General features: G+C 67.8%; 11 protein-coding genes and 1 pseudogene. 4 read left to right on the top strand and 8 right to left on the bottom strand.

The window, feature by feature from the left end; genetic code table 11:
• Positions 1-10: 10 nt before the first annotated feature.
• The 3 genes from flhF to flhB are packed head-to-tail and all read right to left on the bottom strand — an operon-like array spanning position 11 to position 5,805.
• Positions 11-2,569 carry a flagellar biosynthesis protein FlhF gene (gene flhF, locus AC1EJR_RS11670; RefSeq protein ID WP_477113176.1) on the bottom strand — a complete coding sequence of 853 codons (2,559 nt, stop codon included), beginning with the start codon at positions 2,567-2,569 and terminating at the stop codon, positions 11-13.
• 9 nt (positions 2,570-2,578) lie between these two features.
• The gene (gene flhA / locus AC1EJR_RS11665; protein WP_477147092.1) at positions 2,579-4,666 is read right to left on the bottom strand and encodes a flagellar biosynthesis protein FlhA; all 2,088 of its coding nucleotides are present in this window, start codon (positions 4,664-4,666) and stop codon (positions 2,579-2,581) included.
• A complete protein-coding gene (gene flhB / locus AC1EJR_RS11660) occupies positions 4,663-5,805 on the bottom strand; it encodes a flagellar biosynthesis protein FlhB (protein ID WP_092295889.1) in 1,143 nt (380 codons plus the stop codon). The genes flhA and flhB overlap by 4 nt, the downstream gene beginning before the upstream one ends.
• 428 nt (positions 5,806-6,233) lie before the next feature.
• Between flhB and AC1EJR_RS11655 the strand changes: the two genes are divergently transcribed.
• The gene (locus AC1EJR_RS11655; protein WP_477113175.1) at positions 6,234-6,701 is read left to right on the top strand and encodes an antitoxin PaaA2 family protein; all 468 of its coding nucleotides are present in this window, start codon (positions 6,234-6,236) and stop codon (positions 6,699-6,701) included.
• Between the two features lie 9 nt (positions 6,702-6,710).
• On the top strand, positions 6,711-7,016 hold the full coding sequence (locus tag AC1EJR_RS11650; RefSeq protein ID WP_477113282.1) for a type II toxin-antitoxin system RelE/ParE family toxin: 306 nt from the start codon (positions 6,711-6,713) through the stop codon (positions 7,014-7,016).
• Between the two features lie 17 nt (positions 7,017-7,033).
• Here the strand turns inward: AC1EJR_RS11650 and AC1EJR_RS11645 are convergent, their stop codons facing one another.
• The 5 genes from AC1EJR_RS11645 to AC1EJR_RS11625 form a co-directional block, all read right to left on the bottom strand.
• The gene (locus AC1EJR_RS11645) at positions 7,034-7,897 is read right to left on the bottom strand and encodes an oxidoreductase (RefSeq protein WP_477147091.1); all 864 of its coding nucleotides are present in this window, start codon (positions 7,895-7,897) and stop codon (positions 7,034-7,036) included.
• 155 nt (positions 7,898-8,052) lie between these two features.
• Positions 8,053-9,840, bottom strand: coding sequence for a sensor histidine kinase (locus AC1EJR_RS11640; protein ID WP_441592647.1), 1,788 nt, complete (start codon positions 9,838-9,840; stop codon positions 8,053-8,055).
• Between the two features lie 205 nt (positions 9,841-10,045).
• On the bottom strand, positions 10,046-10,753 hold the full coding sequence (locus tag AC1EJR_RS11635) for a YceH family protein (protein WP_092295898.1): 708 nt from the start codon (positions 10,751-10,753) through the stop codon (positions 10,046-10,048).
• Between the two features lie 98 nt (positions 10,754-10,851).
• Entirely contained in the window at positions 10,852-12,180 is a 1,329-nt protein-coding gene (locus AC1EJR_RS11630) for a sensor histidine kinase (protein ID WP_477147090.1), read from the bottom strand.
• On the bottom strand, positions 12,177-12,920 hold the full coding sequence (locus AC1EJR_RS11625; RefSeq protein WP_092295903.1) for a response regulator: 744 nt from the start codon (positions 12,918-12,920) through the stop codon (positions 12,177-12,179). The genes AC1EJR_RS11630 and AC1EJR_RS11625 overlap by 4 nt, the downstream gene beginning before the upstream one ends.
• 238 nt (positions 12,921-13,158) lie before the next feature.
• Between AC1EJR_RS11625 and AC1EJR_RS11620 the strand changes: the two are divergent.
• Both AC1EJR_RS11620 and maiA read left to right on the top strand, forming a co-directional pair.
• A pseudogene (locus tag AC1EJR_RS11620) lies at positions 13,159-13,686 on the top strand (thioredoxin family protein); the annotation flags it as partial.
• An 85-nt stretch (positions 13,687-13,771) separates the two neighbouring features.
• A complete protein-coding gene (maiA, locus tag AC1EJR_RS11615) occupies positions 13,772-14,407 on the top strand; it encodes a maleylacetoacetate isomerase (protein ID WP_092295909.1) in 636 nt (211 codons plus the stop codon).
• Positions 14,408-14,487: the final 80 nt, after the last annotated feature.

Below are 14,487 nucleotides of genomic sequence, written 5' to 3'. Positions count from 1 at the left end.
GGTTCAAGGCTTACTCTCCTGCGGGGGCCAGTTGACGGGCGGCACTGGCACCAAGGGCGTCCATCGCCTGGCGCGCCGAGTCGGGCGTGTCGTCGAATGCCGGGGCCGGGGCCGAAGCCACGTTGCGGCCCGGGTAGTTCTCGAGCACGTCCAGCAGCGCCAGCAGGCGGCCCATGCCTTCGTTGAGCACGGCGCCGGACACCGGCGCATTGACGCGGGCGGTGGCGCGGCCAGCCAGGCGCGACAGGAACGCGGGCGCCGTCGGCGTCGGGTTGTGTTGCAGGCGCAGCGCGGTCAGGCCGAGCTGCACCGAGACCAGCGTGCCGAGCGTGTCGTCGTCGCCCGCACCGTTGCCCTCGCTGCCCTGCGCGAAGTGCTCCATCGCATGGCGCAGCGTGCGGAACTGCTCTTCCGCGTGGTGCGTCCACTGAGCCCAGCGGGCCACCTGGGCGGCCACGTCGGCCAGCGCCGGGTCGCACAGCACGTAGTCCACGGACAGCATGTCGCCGGTTTCTCGATCGACCAGCCGGGACACCGCGAGGCAAGCCTCGGTGCCGGCCTCGGCGCCGGCCCCCTGGCCACGGCCACGGGCGGCGGCGCGCACCTGGCCTTCGGGCACGCGCACCATGCAGTGGCCGAGCCAGTGCACGGCGTCGCGGTCGCGGCAGGTGGTGTCGCCGATGGCGAGGAAGGTCAGCGTATCGGCAATGGTGTCGAGCTTGTTGGCGGCGCCGTCGGCAATCACGCGCGTGGTCTTGCGCGTGCCGGCCACCCAGCGTTCGCCCAGTTGCTGCCAGCGCGCCAGCGTGGCGGCGGACGGCAGCGAGGCATTGAGGTTGACCACGGTGCGGGCGGCGGCCAGCGTGGCGCGCACGGTGGCGGCTTCGGCTTCCGCCTCGGCTTCGGCCATCGACTGGCGCGTGCGGCCGGCGGGCACCACCGTGGTGGCCAGCGGCGTGCCGTCACGGTCGGCCAGCCACAGCGTCTGTTGCAGCAGTTGCGGGGCGCGGCGACCCGGCACGGTCTGCGAGGCGGTGCCGGTCACAGCGAGCACGTAGCGGTCGCACGTGCGGCTGGCGTCGCGGCACATCGACAGGCGCACCTGCTGGGCCATCTGGCGCAGCGCCGGCGCACCGGCGCCGCGTTGCTGCCACAGCGAGCGGGCCACGTCGAAGCCGTACTGCGCGCCGTTGAGTTCCTCCACGCACACGCCCACGGCGTTGGCGCTGTCGGTCAGCGAGCGCAGCACATCGTCGGCGCCGGCACGCTCGGTCTGGGCTGGCTCGGCGGCGCTGGCCTGGCGCCGCGCCACATCGGCATCGGCGAACAGCGAGCCACGGCGCGGCGTCAGGAAGGCACGTTCGACCAGGGCATCGGCTTGAGCCAGTTCGAGGTGCTCCGGCACGCGCTGGCCGGTGGAGGCGTAGAACACGGGCAGGCGGTGGCGGATCACCACGTCGAGCACCGAGCCCAGGTGGGTGGCTTCGTCCAGCTTGCTGATGATGCAGCCGTCGATACCGGCGGCGTCGCCAGCGGTGTCGTTGCGGTAGGCGTGCACGACTTCATTGAGCGTGTCGCCGTGCGCGGCGCCGTTGAGCAGCAGCACACGCTGCATCGGGGCCTGCACGCCGGCCAGCATCGAGATCTGGTCGGACAGGCTGCGGTCGCGCTGGCTCATGCCCACCGTGTCGATGATGACGAGGTGCTTGTCCTTCATGGCCGACAGCGCGAACCGCAGGTCGGCGGCGTCCTTCACGGCATGCACGGGCACGCCGAGGATGTCGCCATAGATACGCAGTTGTTCGTGCGCGCCGATCCGGAAGCGGTCGGTGGTCAGCAGCGCGAGCTTGCCCGGGCCGTGGCGGAGCACGAAGCGCGCGGCCAGCTTGGCGGTGGTGGTGGTCTTGCCGACGCCGGTCGGGCCGATCAGCGCGAGCACGCCGCCCTGCGCGAACAGCGTGTCCTCATCGGCCAGCACCGGCACCTTGCGGGCCAGTTCCTGGCGGATCCAGGCCATCGCGGCCGGACGGTCCGTGCCGACTGGCAGGTGGGCGAGCAACGTGCGCGAAAGCTGGCCCGAGAAGCCGGCGTTGACGAGCCATTCGAACAGCGACTCGCGTAGCGGGTCGCCAGCGGCCACGCCGGCGGGCGTGTTGGCCAGGCCGGCGAACTGGCGCTCCAGCATGCTGCGCATCGAGGCCAGCTCGCCGCGCAGGTCCCCCAGCGCGGCCGGGTCGGACGCGTCGGCGGTCATCATCGACGGCATCTGTGCGATCGGGGCCGGTGCGAACTGAGACATCGAGGACGACGGGGGCATCGAAGACAGCGGCGCCATCGGGCTCATCGACAGCATCGATGCCGATGACGCCGATGACGCGGATGGCGCGGATGGCGCGTACGGCTGCGCCGTGGCGCTGACGGCGCCCAGGTCCGCATCGCGCATCGCCACAATTTCCACGCCGCCCTCGATGGCCCGGTTGGACAGCACCACGGCGTCGGGGCCCATGGCCTCGCGCACCTTGCGCATCGCTTCGCGGCCATTGGCCGCCACAAACTTCGCCACGCTCATGTTCGTTCCTTACGCCGCGCCGCCGATCATTGCGGTAATGCGGATGTTGCGGTTGTCCGGGACTTCGGCATGCGACAGCACCTTCAGTTGGGGCAGCGTACGGCGCAGGAAGCGCGCCATCAGCGGCCGCAGCGGGGACGGCACCAGCAGCACGGGGTCGAGACCCATCTGCTCCTGGCGGCCGACCGCGCCCTGCGCCTGCTGGAGCAGCGCATCGGCCAGGCCCGGCTCGATGCCGCCGCCGTTGGCCAGCGCCTGCGTCAGCACGCGTTCCAGGCCGGCGTCGAGGCTGATGACCTGCAGGTCAGCATTGTTCGGGAACAGCTGCTGCGTGATGGCCCGGCCCAGCGCCACGCGCACCAGCGCCGTGAGTTCGGTAGGCTCGCTGACCTTGGTGGCGTGCTCGGCCACCACGTCGAGGATCGTGCGCATGTCGCGGATCGGCACACCTTCGTCCAGCAGGTTCTGCAGCACCTTCTGCAGGCCGGTCAGCGAGATCGTCTTCGGCACGAGGTCTTCGGTCAGCTTCGGCGATTCCTTGGCGATGCGGTCCAGCAGCGACTGCACTTCCTGGCGCCCCAGCAGCTCGGAGGCGTGCATCTGGATCAGGTGGTTCAGGTGGGTGGCCACCACGGTGCTGGCATCGACCACGGTGTAGCCGTAGGCCTGCGCCTGCTCCTTGAGGCTGGCGTCGATCCACACCGCCGGCAGGCCGAAAGCGGGGTCGCGCGTGACCGGGCCCGGCAGCGTGCCGCTGACCTGGCCGGGGTTGATGGCCATCCACTGGCCCGGCGTGGCCTCGCCGCTGCCAATCTCCACGCCCTTGAGCGTGATGCGGTAGGCGTTGGGCTTGAGTTCGAGGTTGTCGCGGATATGCACCACCGGCACCAGGAAGCCGATGTCCTGCGCAATCTTCTTGCGGATGCTCTTGATACGGCCCAGCAGTTCGCCGTTCTGGCCGCGGTCCACCAGCGTGATCAGGCGGTAGCCCACTTCCATGCCCAGCGGGTCGACCATCGTCACGTCTTCCCACGTGGCTTCGGCGGCTTCTGCGGCCACGGCCGGCTTGCGCTCTTCGCGGACCTTGGTCTMGGCCTGCACGGCGTCGCGGCGCAGCATGTAGCGGCCGAACCAGGCCATCGCGCCGGCCAGCAGCAGGAAGGCGAAGTGCGGCATGCCGGGGATGATGCCCATCGCGCCGATGATGCCGGCGGTCAGGAACATGACGCGCGGGTTCGAGAAGAGCTGGCCGGTAAGCTGCTGGCCGACGTCCTGCTCGTTCGACACGCGCGAGACGATCACACCGGCGGCGGTGGAGATCACCAGTGCCGGAATCTGCGCAACCAGGCCATCGCCGATGGTCAGCAGCGTGTAGTTATGCACCGCGGTGCCGAAGTCCAGGTCATGCTGCACCATGCCCACGACCATGCCGGCCGCGACGTTGATGAACATGATGATCAGCCCGGCGATGGCGTCGCCGCGCACGAACTTCGAGGCACCGTCCATGGCGCCGTAGAAGTCGGACTCCTGCGCCACTTCGGTACGGCGCTTGCGGGCGCCTTCCTCGTTGATCAGGCCGGCGTTCAGGTCCGCGTCGATGGCCATCTGCTTGCCGGGCATGGCATCGAGCATGAAGCGCGCGCCCACTTCAGCGATACGGCCCGCACCCTTGGTGATCACCATGAAGTTGATCACCACCAGGATGGCGAACACCACGATACCCACCGCGAAGTTGCCGCCCACCAGGAAGTGGCCGAAGGCCTCGATCACCTTGCCGGCGGCGTCCGGGCCGGTATGGCCCTCCAGCAGCACCACGCGCGTGGAGGCCACGTTCAGCGACAGGCGCAGCAGCGTGGAGAACAGCAGCACGGCCGGGAACGCCGCGAAGTCCAGCGCCGTGCGGGTGTACATGCCCACCAGCAGCACCATGATGGACAGCGCGATGTTGAACGTGAACAGCAGGTCCAGCACAAACGCGGGCAGCGGMAGGATCATCATGCCGAGGATCATGACGATCAGCAGCGGTCCTGCCAGCGCCTTCAGCTGGGCGCCCGAGCGCAGGCCCGGGATGTTGAAGAAATTCGTCAGTGCGTTCATGCGCGGGCTTCCGGTACGGCAAGTTCGTCCGGCACCACCAGCTCCGTCGGTCCCGAAGGCTGCGGACCGTTGGAGTAGTGCCAGTGTTTCAGTTGATAGACCCAGGCCAGGATCTCGGCCACGGCGGTATACAGGCCCGCCGGGATTTCATGCCCCAGCTCCACGTGCCGGTGCAGCGCCCGCGCCAGCGGCGGCGCGGACAGGATCGGCACGCGATGTTCGGCGGCCAGTTCGCGGATGCGAGCGGCCACTTCCTCGGTTCCCTTGGCGACGACGCGCGGCGCGCCCATGCCGCCTTCCTCATAGCGCAGCGCCACGGCGAAGTGCGTGGGGTTGGTCACCACCACATCGGCCTTGGGCACCTCGGTCATCATGCGGCGACGCGCCATGGCCCGCTGCTGCTGCCGGATGCGGGCCTTGATGTGCGGATCGCCATCGGTTTCCTTCATCTCCTGCTTGACCTCTTCCTTGGTCATGCGGAGCTTCTTGTAGAACGTCCAGAGCTGCCAGGGCACGTCCAGCGCCACCACCAGCAGCAGCGAGCCGGACACCACGCCGCACACGTAGAGCACTAGCTCCATCAGGTGCAGCAGCGCCTCCTGCACGGGCGCGTTCATCAGCGCCACGGCCTCCGGCAGCTTGCGCCAGACCATCCAGGCGCCCACGCCGCCCACCAGCAGCGACTTGGCGATGGCCTTGCCGAGTTCCACCAGCGAATGCGAGGAGAACATCCGGCCCAGCCCCTGCAGCGGGGAGAGGCGCGAGAAATCCGGCATGAACGACTTGCTCGCGAACAGCCAGCCGCCCAGCGCCAGCGGGGCCATCAGCGCGGCCACCCCGAACATCAGCAGCAGCGGCAGGAAGGCAAGCAGGCTGTCCCAGATAGCGATGCCGAACTGCGACAGCATGCGGTTGGTGTCGAACGCGGTGGCCGGCTCGAAAGCCAGGCTCTTGTGCATCACGGCGTCCAGCCGGCGGCCCAGCGTGCCGCCCATGACCCACAGGCCGATCACGCCCGTCATCAGCATCACGAACGTGCCGAGCTCGCGCGAACGCACCACCTGCCCCTCCTCGCGCGCCTTTTCCAGGCGCCGGGGTGAGGCGGGTTCGGTTTTCTCGAGATCGCTTTCCTCGGACATGGACGCTCCAACGCGAAGCGCGCAGGCGGCACTTCGTCAGCGAGGATTATCAAATCCCGGGGGCGCTGGCATTCAGGGGAAAAGGGAGGGAAACAGGTGCCTGTTTCAGGAATGAGGGGGGCAGCGGAGTTAACGGCCCGGGGGGTACCGACCTTTAGGGTAAAGGTGCGGTGGCGGCCACTCCGGCGTCGTTTTGGCACCGATCGGGCGGCCATCTTGCCATGTCTTGCCGATACCACGCAATGATGTGTTTTCGTTAAGGATTGCACCAAACATGTGATCTCAACAGCAATTCGACAGTCTTTGCCTGCAGTCCGGGTAGTCTGGGCCGGTTTTCGCGAATCTCACGTTTTGTAGTGGATCGGCTGCCAGCCAATAGATGTTTGGTAGCATATTCCCCGTATCGATCACAATTCAGGGGATATGCCATGACGGCACAGACGGCCACCATCGACCAGGCGATGCTCGAAAAACTGGCCGCCTCCGGCAGCCTGCAGCGCGTACGCGCCGTGGCGCAGACGGGCGGCTGGCGGATCGTGGTCCGATACGGGACGAGCGAGAGCACCCTGGTGGTCCGGCGCGGCAACGTCCGCGTCTGGCCGAAGCTCGACACGTTGGTCAACTTTCTCGTCCGTATGCAGATAGCAGAATTCGAAGTCGACGCGACGGCGTTCCAGCCTGGCACCCACGTCGCCCGTCCCCGCCTGGACGCCGCCGAGCGCATGCGCGCGGCCCATGAGGCGGCAGCTTATGACCGGTGGTTTAAGGGGCAGGTGCAGGCGGGGTTAGATGATTCCCGGCCGCGCGTGCCGCACGAAGTCGTATTGCGGGAAATGGCGGAAGAGAATGAGGCGCTGCTGGCCAGCATCGCCCGCGATTCGAACCGGGGGAGTTGACCGTTGAGGGTGGAGTGGTCAACGACCGCACGGGAGGAACGCAAGGCCCTGTTCCACCGCATCGCCGCTGACAACCGGTTGGCCGCCGTGAACCTGAACCTGCTCATTGCCGATCGCCTCGAAGCGCTTGTCAGGTTTCCAGCAATGTATCCCGCCGGAAAAGTGCCCGGTACACGACACATTATCTTGAATCGCGAACACGTGCTGGTCTACGCATGGCATCCGCAGGAGGAGGTCATTCACATCCCTGCGTATCGTTGGTACGCGTCAGCAGCGTCGGCGTCTCACTTAGCGCGGGTTGGCGGCCATGCCTGACCGCTAACCCGGCTGCCTTACCGCACCACGTCCGCGTGATCCGTCGACTCAGCCAGGGTGCGCCATGCGGCCAGTTCGGCTTCCACGAACTTGTGCTTCTGTTCGATGCGGGCGATGGCGTCGGTGCCCAGCGGCAGCCGCAGCGGGGGATGGTCGCTGTCCACGAGTTGCAGCATCGCCTCGGCGAGCTTCTCCGGGTTGCCCGGCTGGTTGTGGTTGGCACCGGCAGCAAAGACGCGCATCGCGCCCACCGTCTCGGCGTAGTCGGCAATCTCGGTCTTGGTGGCAACCAGCGAGTTGTCGTTCAGGAAGTCCGTGCGGAAGAAGCCCGGCTCAACCACCGTGGCGTGGATGCCCAGCGGGGCCAGCTCCTGGGACATGGCTTCGGTCAGCCCCTCCACCGCAAACTTCGAGGCGCCATAGACGCCCCAGCCGTGATAGGCCGAGTAGCCGCCCAGCGACGAGATATTGATGACATGGCCGCTGCGCTGCTGGCGCATCTGCGGCAGCACGGCCCGGGTGACGGCGAGCATGCCGAAGACGTTGGTGTCGAAGTTAGCCTTCGCTTCGGCGATGCTGGTCTCCTCCACCGCGCCGAGCACGCCGTAGCCGGCGTTGTTCACCAGCACGTCGATCCGGCCGAAGCGGGCCACGCCCTGGCGCACGGCCTCGACGGCGTCCGATTCGTTGGTCACATCGACCTTGACCGCGAGAAGGCCGGGCTGGTCGCCAATGGCATCGACGATGGCCTGGGGATTGCGCGCCGTGGCKATGACGCGGTCACCGCGTGCCAGCGCGTTGCGGACAAACAGCGTGCCGAAACCGCGCGACGCACCGGTGATGAACCAGACCTTGCTTTGGGATTKCTTCGAATCGGACATGACTGACTCCTGGGATTGGGTTGGCTCGGTTCCGGCCTTCGCTGCGATCGTCGCGGCGTGTCGGTTACCGTTGAGACCCATGGTAGGTAGTCAGACTTCCACAAACAATGGTGATGTGGATTGCAGGAAAAGCAACTACTGGTTGTGAATCGACCTTAGCCGGAATGGAGGCTCTCGGCCATCGCGTCGCCACGTACCGTCTCGACGATCGCCTGCCGCAGCAACGGGGCGGCAATCGGCTTATGCAGCACCCGGAAGCCGCTGGCGTGGAGCGCCTTGAGGCGGTCCGGCGCCGTGTCGCCGGTGACGATCAGGCCCGGCACCTCGGTGTCGAGGTACTCGCGCAGCCACGCGATGGCCTGCCGGCCGGTCACCTGCGCGGCCAGCCGGTAGTCGGCCAGGATCAGGTCTACCGGGGCCGGGCCGGCGATGCGCGCGCGCTGGTGGGCGGCGCAGACGGCTTCGACCGTGGCGCCCGCATAGACCGTGTGGCCCCAGAACGCGAGCAGGTCGCCCAGCGCCGCGAGGATTTGGGGATCGTCGTCGACCAGCATCACGCCATAGCGCGCCTGGAGGTCCGCCGGGGCGCGACCTTCGGCGCTGGTCAGGGCCGGCGCTTCCGGCTCGACATCGCGCGCCAGTGGCACGGTCACCGAGAAGTTGCTCCCCCGGCCGGGCGTGGAGCGCAGCTTCACGGGATGGCCGAGCAGGTCCGCCAGCCGACGCACGATGGCGAGACCGAGGCCCAGCCCGTGTTCGCTCTGCACATTGGGCAACTGGGCGAACTCCTCGAAGACCAGCGCCTGCTGCGAGGGGTCAATGCCGGGCCCACTGTCCAAGACCTGGATCTCGATCGCGCCGGGCCGACGCCGGGCGCCCACCACGATGCGCGACTGCGGCGCGTAGCGCAGCGCGTTGCTCAACAGGTTGTCCAGGATGCGCCGCAGCAGCTCGGGGTCACTGTCGATCCACGCCTGGGCGACCCGCACGCGCAGCGTGCTGCCGCGCTGGCTGGCCTGCTCGGCATACTCGTCGCGCAGTTCGGCGAGCAGCTTGCCGAGGGACAACGGCCGGCGCCGTGCCGGCATCAGGCCGGCGTCGAGCCGCGACACGTGCAGCAGCCCGTCGAGCAGTCCGCCCATGCGGTCGAGCGTGCCGTTCAGGCGCCGGCTGATCTGCGTGGCCGCATCGGCGCGGACATCGCCACGCTCCGCCACCGCCGACAGCGAGGCGGAAAGCAGCCCGAGCGCATGCACCGGCTGGCGCAGGTCGTGGCTGGCGGCGGCCAGGAAGCGCGTCTTGGCCATGTCGGCCGCGGTTGCCCGGTCGCGCTCATGCTCGAGCTGGCCGATCAGGGCGAGATTCTCGAAGCGCAGCTTCACCCCGGTCAGCAGGGTGTGATACGTGACGCGGCTGAAATAGCTGTTCACGACGACCAGGGCGACCCCGAATGCTGCGTAAACGTTGTAGATAGGCTCCGGCCGCATCGCGCAATGGACGATGAACGGGCCGCTCATCAGCAAGACCATGCCGACGTAGATGCGTGGCTGCGCGGACAGCGCCGGCACGGCGCCGCACGTCATGCCGGCCAGGACGATGCAGGCGAAAGCCGTCCACTCGGCGCCCGGCGGGAACAGCGCGGTCGAGCCGACCCATCCCCACAACGCCGCCGATACCCATGACATCGCTGCGAAGCGGTTAGCCCAGGCGCGCGGCGTGGCGCTGGACTCATGCCGATAGAACACCGTCGAGAGCAGAATGCGCGCAAGCGTGACGGCATAGACCATCGCCATCCACCACAGCAGCGGCCCGATGTATGCGCTGTGGCGCAGCGCGTACACGATGGCCACCGGAATCACGAAGTTGGCGAACAGGACCCCATGCGACTGTCGATACAGCAGTCGCACCATGGCGGACTGGATGTCGCCACTGGGCTGGCTCATGAGGATTCCGGAAGGGCGCAGGCAAACAAGGCCGTGTGACGGCCGACGCCCCTTTATAGCATCGAACCTTTTACGCCGTGCCGATAACGGCGCCCGCGCGCGCGGACTGATTCCTCTCCGCAACACCCCCACGTTGGCGGGGCGGCGGGTTTAACGCAACTGCCATCTAGCGGGGAGCTGAGGCTGAGTGGGCGGAGGTGGCAGGCTAGCCGAGCCGCCCGGGTTCCACCTCGATGCCGAGCTGCCCGGCCATCTCTTCGACCAGGGCCTGCAGCCGCGCCACCTTGTCGGCCAGCTCGCGCTGGCTGATGCGCAGCGCTTCGAGTTCCGAAGACGAGCCGCCTTCCGGCGCCGACGCCCCGCGCGGCGCCGCCAGGTCTGCCACGCTGACCTCGCCGCAGAGCAGATGCATCCAGCGGCTCTCCCGCTCGCCCGGGGCGCGCGGCAGGCGGATAACGAGGGCCGGATTGCGCTCGGCGAGTTCATCGAGAAAGCCCTCCACGGACGAGATATCCGCGAAGGCGTGCAGGCGCGCCGTGTTGAGGCGCAGCTCCGCCGCCGTCTGCGGGCCGCGCAGCAGGAGCGTGGACAGCAGCGCCGCCGACTGGCTCGGCACGCCAAGCACCTTGGCCATGTTCTGCTCGAAGCGCGGCACCCGGCTGCTGCTGCCCTCGAACACCAGACTCAGCGACTTCAGGCCGTCGATGGCCGTCAGGATCTCGTCCTCCGACACGCTCATCACCGGCGACCGCGCGGTCTTCTGGTTGCAGCCCGACGCCAGCGCATTGAGCGAGAGCGGATAGGTGTCCGGCACGGTGTACTGCTTCTCCAGCAGCACAGCGACCACGCGGCCTTCCAGCGCCGTCAGCGCGCGCAGCGGCGGCCGCGCCGGGATTTCTGTATTGGCATTCATCGATGACATCAAGGTGAGGGGCGTGATCACGCGAAGGCGCCCATTGGATCGCAAGCGCGGGGACGATGCAACTGCCGCCCGCGCGGCGCATCAGGCCATCAAGGCAGGATCACCTCCGCGGAGAGTCCGCCGCCTTCGCGATTGCGCAGCGCCAGCTTGCCGCCGAGCGCCTGCGCCAGTTGCTGCGCGATGGCCAGCCCCAGCCCGCTACCGCCGGTATCGCGGTTCCGCGAGGCCTCCACGCGATAGAACGGCTGGAGCACCGCATCGAGCTGTTCCTCCGGGATGCCGGCGCCGCGATCCATCACCATCAGCCGCAGGGCGCCATCGGCGTCGCGCCGGGCGACGATCTCGGCCGCGCCGCCGAACTTCAGGGCGTTGTCGATCAGGTTGGTCAGGATGCGCCGCAGGGCATGCGGGCGCGTGACGATCGCCCCGCCCACGCATTCCTCCATGGTCACGGCCTTGCCAGTGTCCTGATAGTCGTAGACCAGGCTTTCCAGGAACGAGCCGATGTCGATACGCGTATMGGCCTCGCCATCGACGTGCGTGCTGCGCGCATAGGCCAGCCCCTCGCGCACGAGCCGCTCGATCTCGGACAGGTCGCTGATGAGCTTGTCCTTCTCGACAGACTCCTCGGCCATCTCGGCACGCAGCTTCATGCGCGTGATGGGGGTCTGCAGATCGTGGGAGATGGCCGCGAGAATGCGCACGCGCTCCTCCACGAAATGGGCGATGCGGTCGCGCATGGCGTTGAACGCCACCGCCGCGTGGGCCACCTCGCTCGGGCCGGTCTCGCTCATGCGCGGCGTGGTCTGGTTCGGGTCGAGCGTGTTCGCCGCATCGGCCAGCGTCGCCAGCGGCCGGATGGCCTGCCGCACCGCAAACCAGCTGCACAGCACCAGCAGCGCGAGTTGCGCCACCATCACATAGGGCAGCCAATGCGCCAGCGGTGCCATGGCAGGATGGACGTCGATAGTCAGCGGGCTGCCGTCGCTCAGTGTCAGGTGCGCCTGCAGGCGCTTGCCGTCGCCCGGAATCATCTCGACCCGGACCGGGAAGCGCTGGCCGGCCGCCTCCTCGATCTTGTTGGCGATGTCCTTGGCGCGCATGGTCATGTCGGGCACGCCCGGCAGGCCAGGGCCGAGGACGTAGCGGTACGTCGGCCGGTCCAGCCGGTGGATCCAGTCCGGGCGCTCGGCGGCGGGCAGGCGGTCGAGAATGGCGATGGAAGTGGCCACTTCGTTTTCCAGCGTGCCCAGCATGACCGTGCGCGCGGTGACGTAGCGTTCCATGAACAGCACCGTGAACGACATCGCATAGGCGATGACCAGCCCCGCCAGCAGGATCAGGAACAGCCGTGCGCTCAGGGTGCCGGGCCACCAGCGCACCCGCGACTGCGGCGCTACCAGGGCGGCCGTGGTCATTCGCGTGCCTCGGTGATCTCGACGGGCATCGCCAGCACGTAGCCCTCGCTGCGCACCGTCTTGATGTAGATCGGCTCGCGGGCGTGATCGCCCAGCCGCTGGCGCAGGCGGCTGACCAGCAGGTCGATCGAGCGGTCGAACAGCTCAGCGTCACGGCCCTGCGTCAGGTTCAGCAGCTGGTCACGGTTCAGCACGCGCTGCGGATGGTCGACGAACACGCGCAACAGCCGGTACTCGGCGCCGCTCAGGGCCACGACAGTGCCGTCCTTGTCCAGCAGATGGCGGGCGGTGGTGTCGAGACGCCAGTCGCCGAAAGTGAGCAGCCGGCCCGCCTCGGACACCTGGAGATTGGGCGGAAGCATCCGGGTGCGCCGCAGCACCGCCTTGATCCGCGCCATCAGCTCGCGCGCGGCGAACGGCTTGGCGAGGTAGTCGTCGGCGCCCATTTCGAGGCCGATGATCCGGTCTGTCTCATCGCTGCGGGCGGTCAGCATCAGGATCGGGGTGCTCTTGTGCTTCCCGGCGCGCAGTTCGCGGCACAGCGTCAGGCCGTCGTCGCCGGGCATCATGATGTCCAGCACGATCAGGTCGACGACGTTCGACTCCAGGAAGGTCCGCATGTGGCGGCCGTCCGGCGCAATGGTCACCCGCAGCCCGTTACGGGTCAGGTAGGTGGACACCAGCTCGCGGATTTCGCGGTCGTCGTCAACAACAAGGATATGGTCGATATGGGCGTCCATCTGGCGGCGCTCTTGGTAGATTTCAGTGGCGATGAGCGGAGTTTGCCCGCTCTGGCGATTGGTTGCACTTCCCTTTGTATGCCAGTGTATCTGGCCAAGCCGGGCAGACAATACCTTACCTGGCGGCCGGCGGGCGATACATCCGGTACACGCGCACGGTGTCTGATAGCGACCATACACCACCCGAACGGAGCGCACTGCCATGACCACCCCCTCTTCCTTCACGCGCCGCACCTTTGGCGCCATGGCGCTGGCGGCGCTTGCCGCCGTCGGCGTCAGCCTGGCCAACGGCCAGTTTCCCGGCCTGAGCGACGCCCGCGCCGCCCGCACGGACGCCCCGGCGCCCCCCCTGGACGGCGCGACGACCTGGCTCAACTCGCCTCCGCTGAACATGGCGCAACTGCGCGGCCGGGTCGTGCTGATCGATTTCTGGACCTATTCGTGCATCAACTGCATCAATACGCTGCCGTACGTGCGTAGCTGGGCCGAGAAGTACAAGGACCAGGGGCTGACCGTGATCGGCGTGCATACGCCCGAGTTTCCGTTCGAAAAGGACGTGGGTAACGTCCGCGACGCGCTGAAGCGGTTCAAGCTCACCTACCCCATCGCCATCGACAACGACTACAAGATCTGGCGCGCCTTCCAGAACAACTACTGGCCGGCGCTGTACTTCATCGACGCGAACGGGCGCATCCGGCACTACCACGTGGGCGAAGGGGACTACGAGAAGTCCGAGCAGATCATCCAGACGCTGCTGAAGGAAGCCAAGGCTGGCGCGGCAGCGGCGCCAGTACCGGCAGCGGCAGCGGCACCGGCGCAGTAACCCGACGGCCAATCCAAGGAGATTCAGCATGAAGCTTTACGCGAACGAGATTTCGTCGGCCACATCGCGCGTGCGTATCGCGCTGGCCATGAAGGGGGTGCAGGTCGAGATGGTCACCGTCGGCATCCTGGGCGACGGTGCCGAGAACCGGCAGGCGGACTACCTCGGCATCAATCCACAAGGACTGGTGCCGGCGCTGCAGACCGACGAAGGCGAGTTGCTGACCCAGTCGCTGGCCATCGTGGAGTACCTCGACGAGCGCTTCCCGCTGCCACCGCTGCTGCCCAAGGACGGCGCGGGCCGCGCCTTCTCCCGCTCGATCGCCCTGGCCATCGCCAGCGAAATCCACGCGCTGGTGCCACCGCGCGTGGCGGCCTACCTCGGCAAGATGCCCGGGATGGGCGCGACGGGCGTGGTGACGTGGAACCGCCACTGGATCCTGGAAGGCCTGACCGCCGTGGAAGCCCGCCTCGCCGCCCGCCGCACCGGCCCCTACGTGGCCGGCAACACGCCGACAATCGCCGACATCTTCCTCTTCCCCCAAGCGATCAACGCGGAGCGCGCGGGCATCGAACTGGAGCAATGGCCACACATCGCCGAAATCGTGGATCGGCTGCGGGACGTGAAGGCGTTTGCGGAGAACGCACCGGCGGCTAGGCGGTAGCGGGAGATGGCTAGGGGACCGGGGCGTTCCGGGAAGCTCCCACCCCCGCATAACAAAGCGCGAAAACATTCGTTCGCATC

Source organism: Cupriavidus sp. 05T42, assembly GCF_056396345.1.
This window is presented reverse-complemented; position numbering and strand designations above follow the sequence as displayed.

Bases quoted from the DNA above. Each gene is read 5' to 3' on its own strand.
- flhF (WP_477113176.1), bottom strand. From the start codon at position 2,569: ATGAGCGTGGCGAAGTTTGTGGCGGCCAATGGCCGCGAAGCGATGCGC.
- flhB (WP_092295889.1), bottom strand. From the start codon at position 5,805: ATGTCCGAGGAAAGCGATCTCGAGAAAACCGAACCCGCCTCACCCCGG.
- AC1EJR_RS11655 (WP_477113175.1), top strand. From the start codon at position 6,234: ATGACGGCACAGACGGCCACCATCGACCAGGCGATGCTCGAAAAACTG.
- AC1EJR_RS11640 (WP_441592647.1), bottom strand. From the start codon at position 9,840: ATGAGCCAGCCCAGTGGCGACATCCAGTCCGCCATGGTGCGACTGCTG.
- AC1EJR_RS11635 (WP_092295898.1), bottom strand. From the start codon at position 10,753: ATGAATGCCAATACAGAAATCCCGGCGCGGCCGCCGCTGCGCGCGCTG.
- AC1EJR_RS11625 (WP_092295903.1), bottom strand. From the start codon at position 12,920: ATGGACGCCCATATCGACCATATCCTTGTTGTTGACGACGACCGCGAA.
- maiA (WP_092295909.1), top strand. From the start codon at position 13,772: ATGAAGCTTTACGCGAACGAGATTTCGTCGGCCACATCGCGCGTGCGT.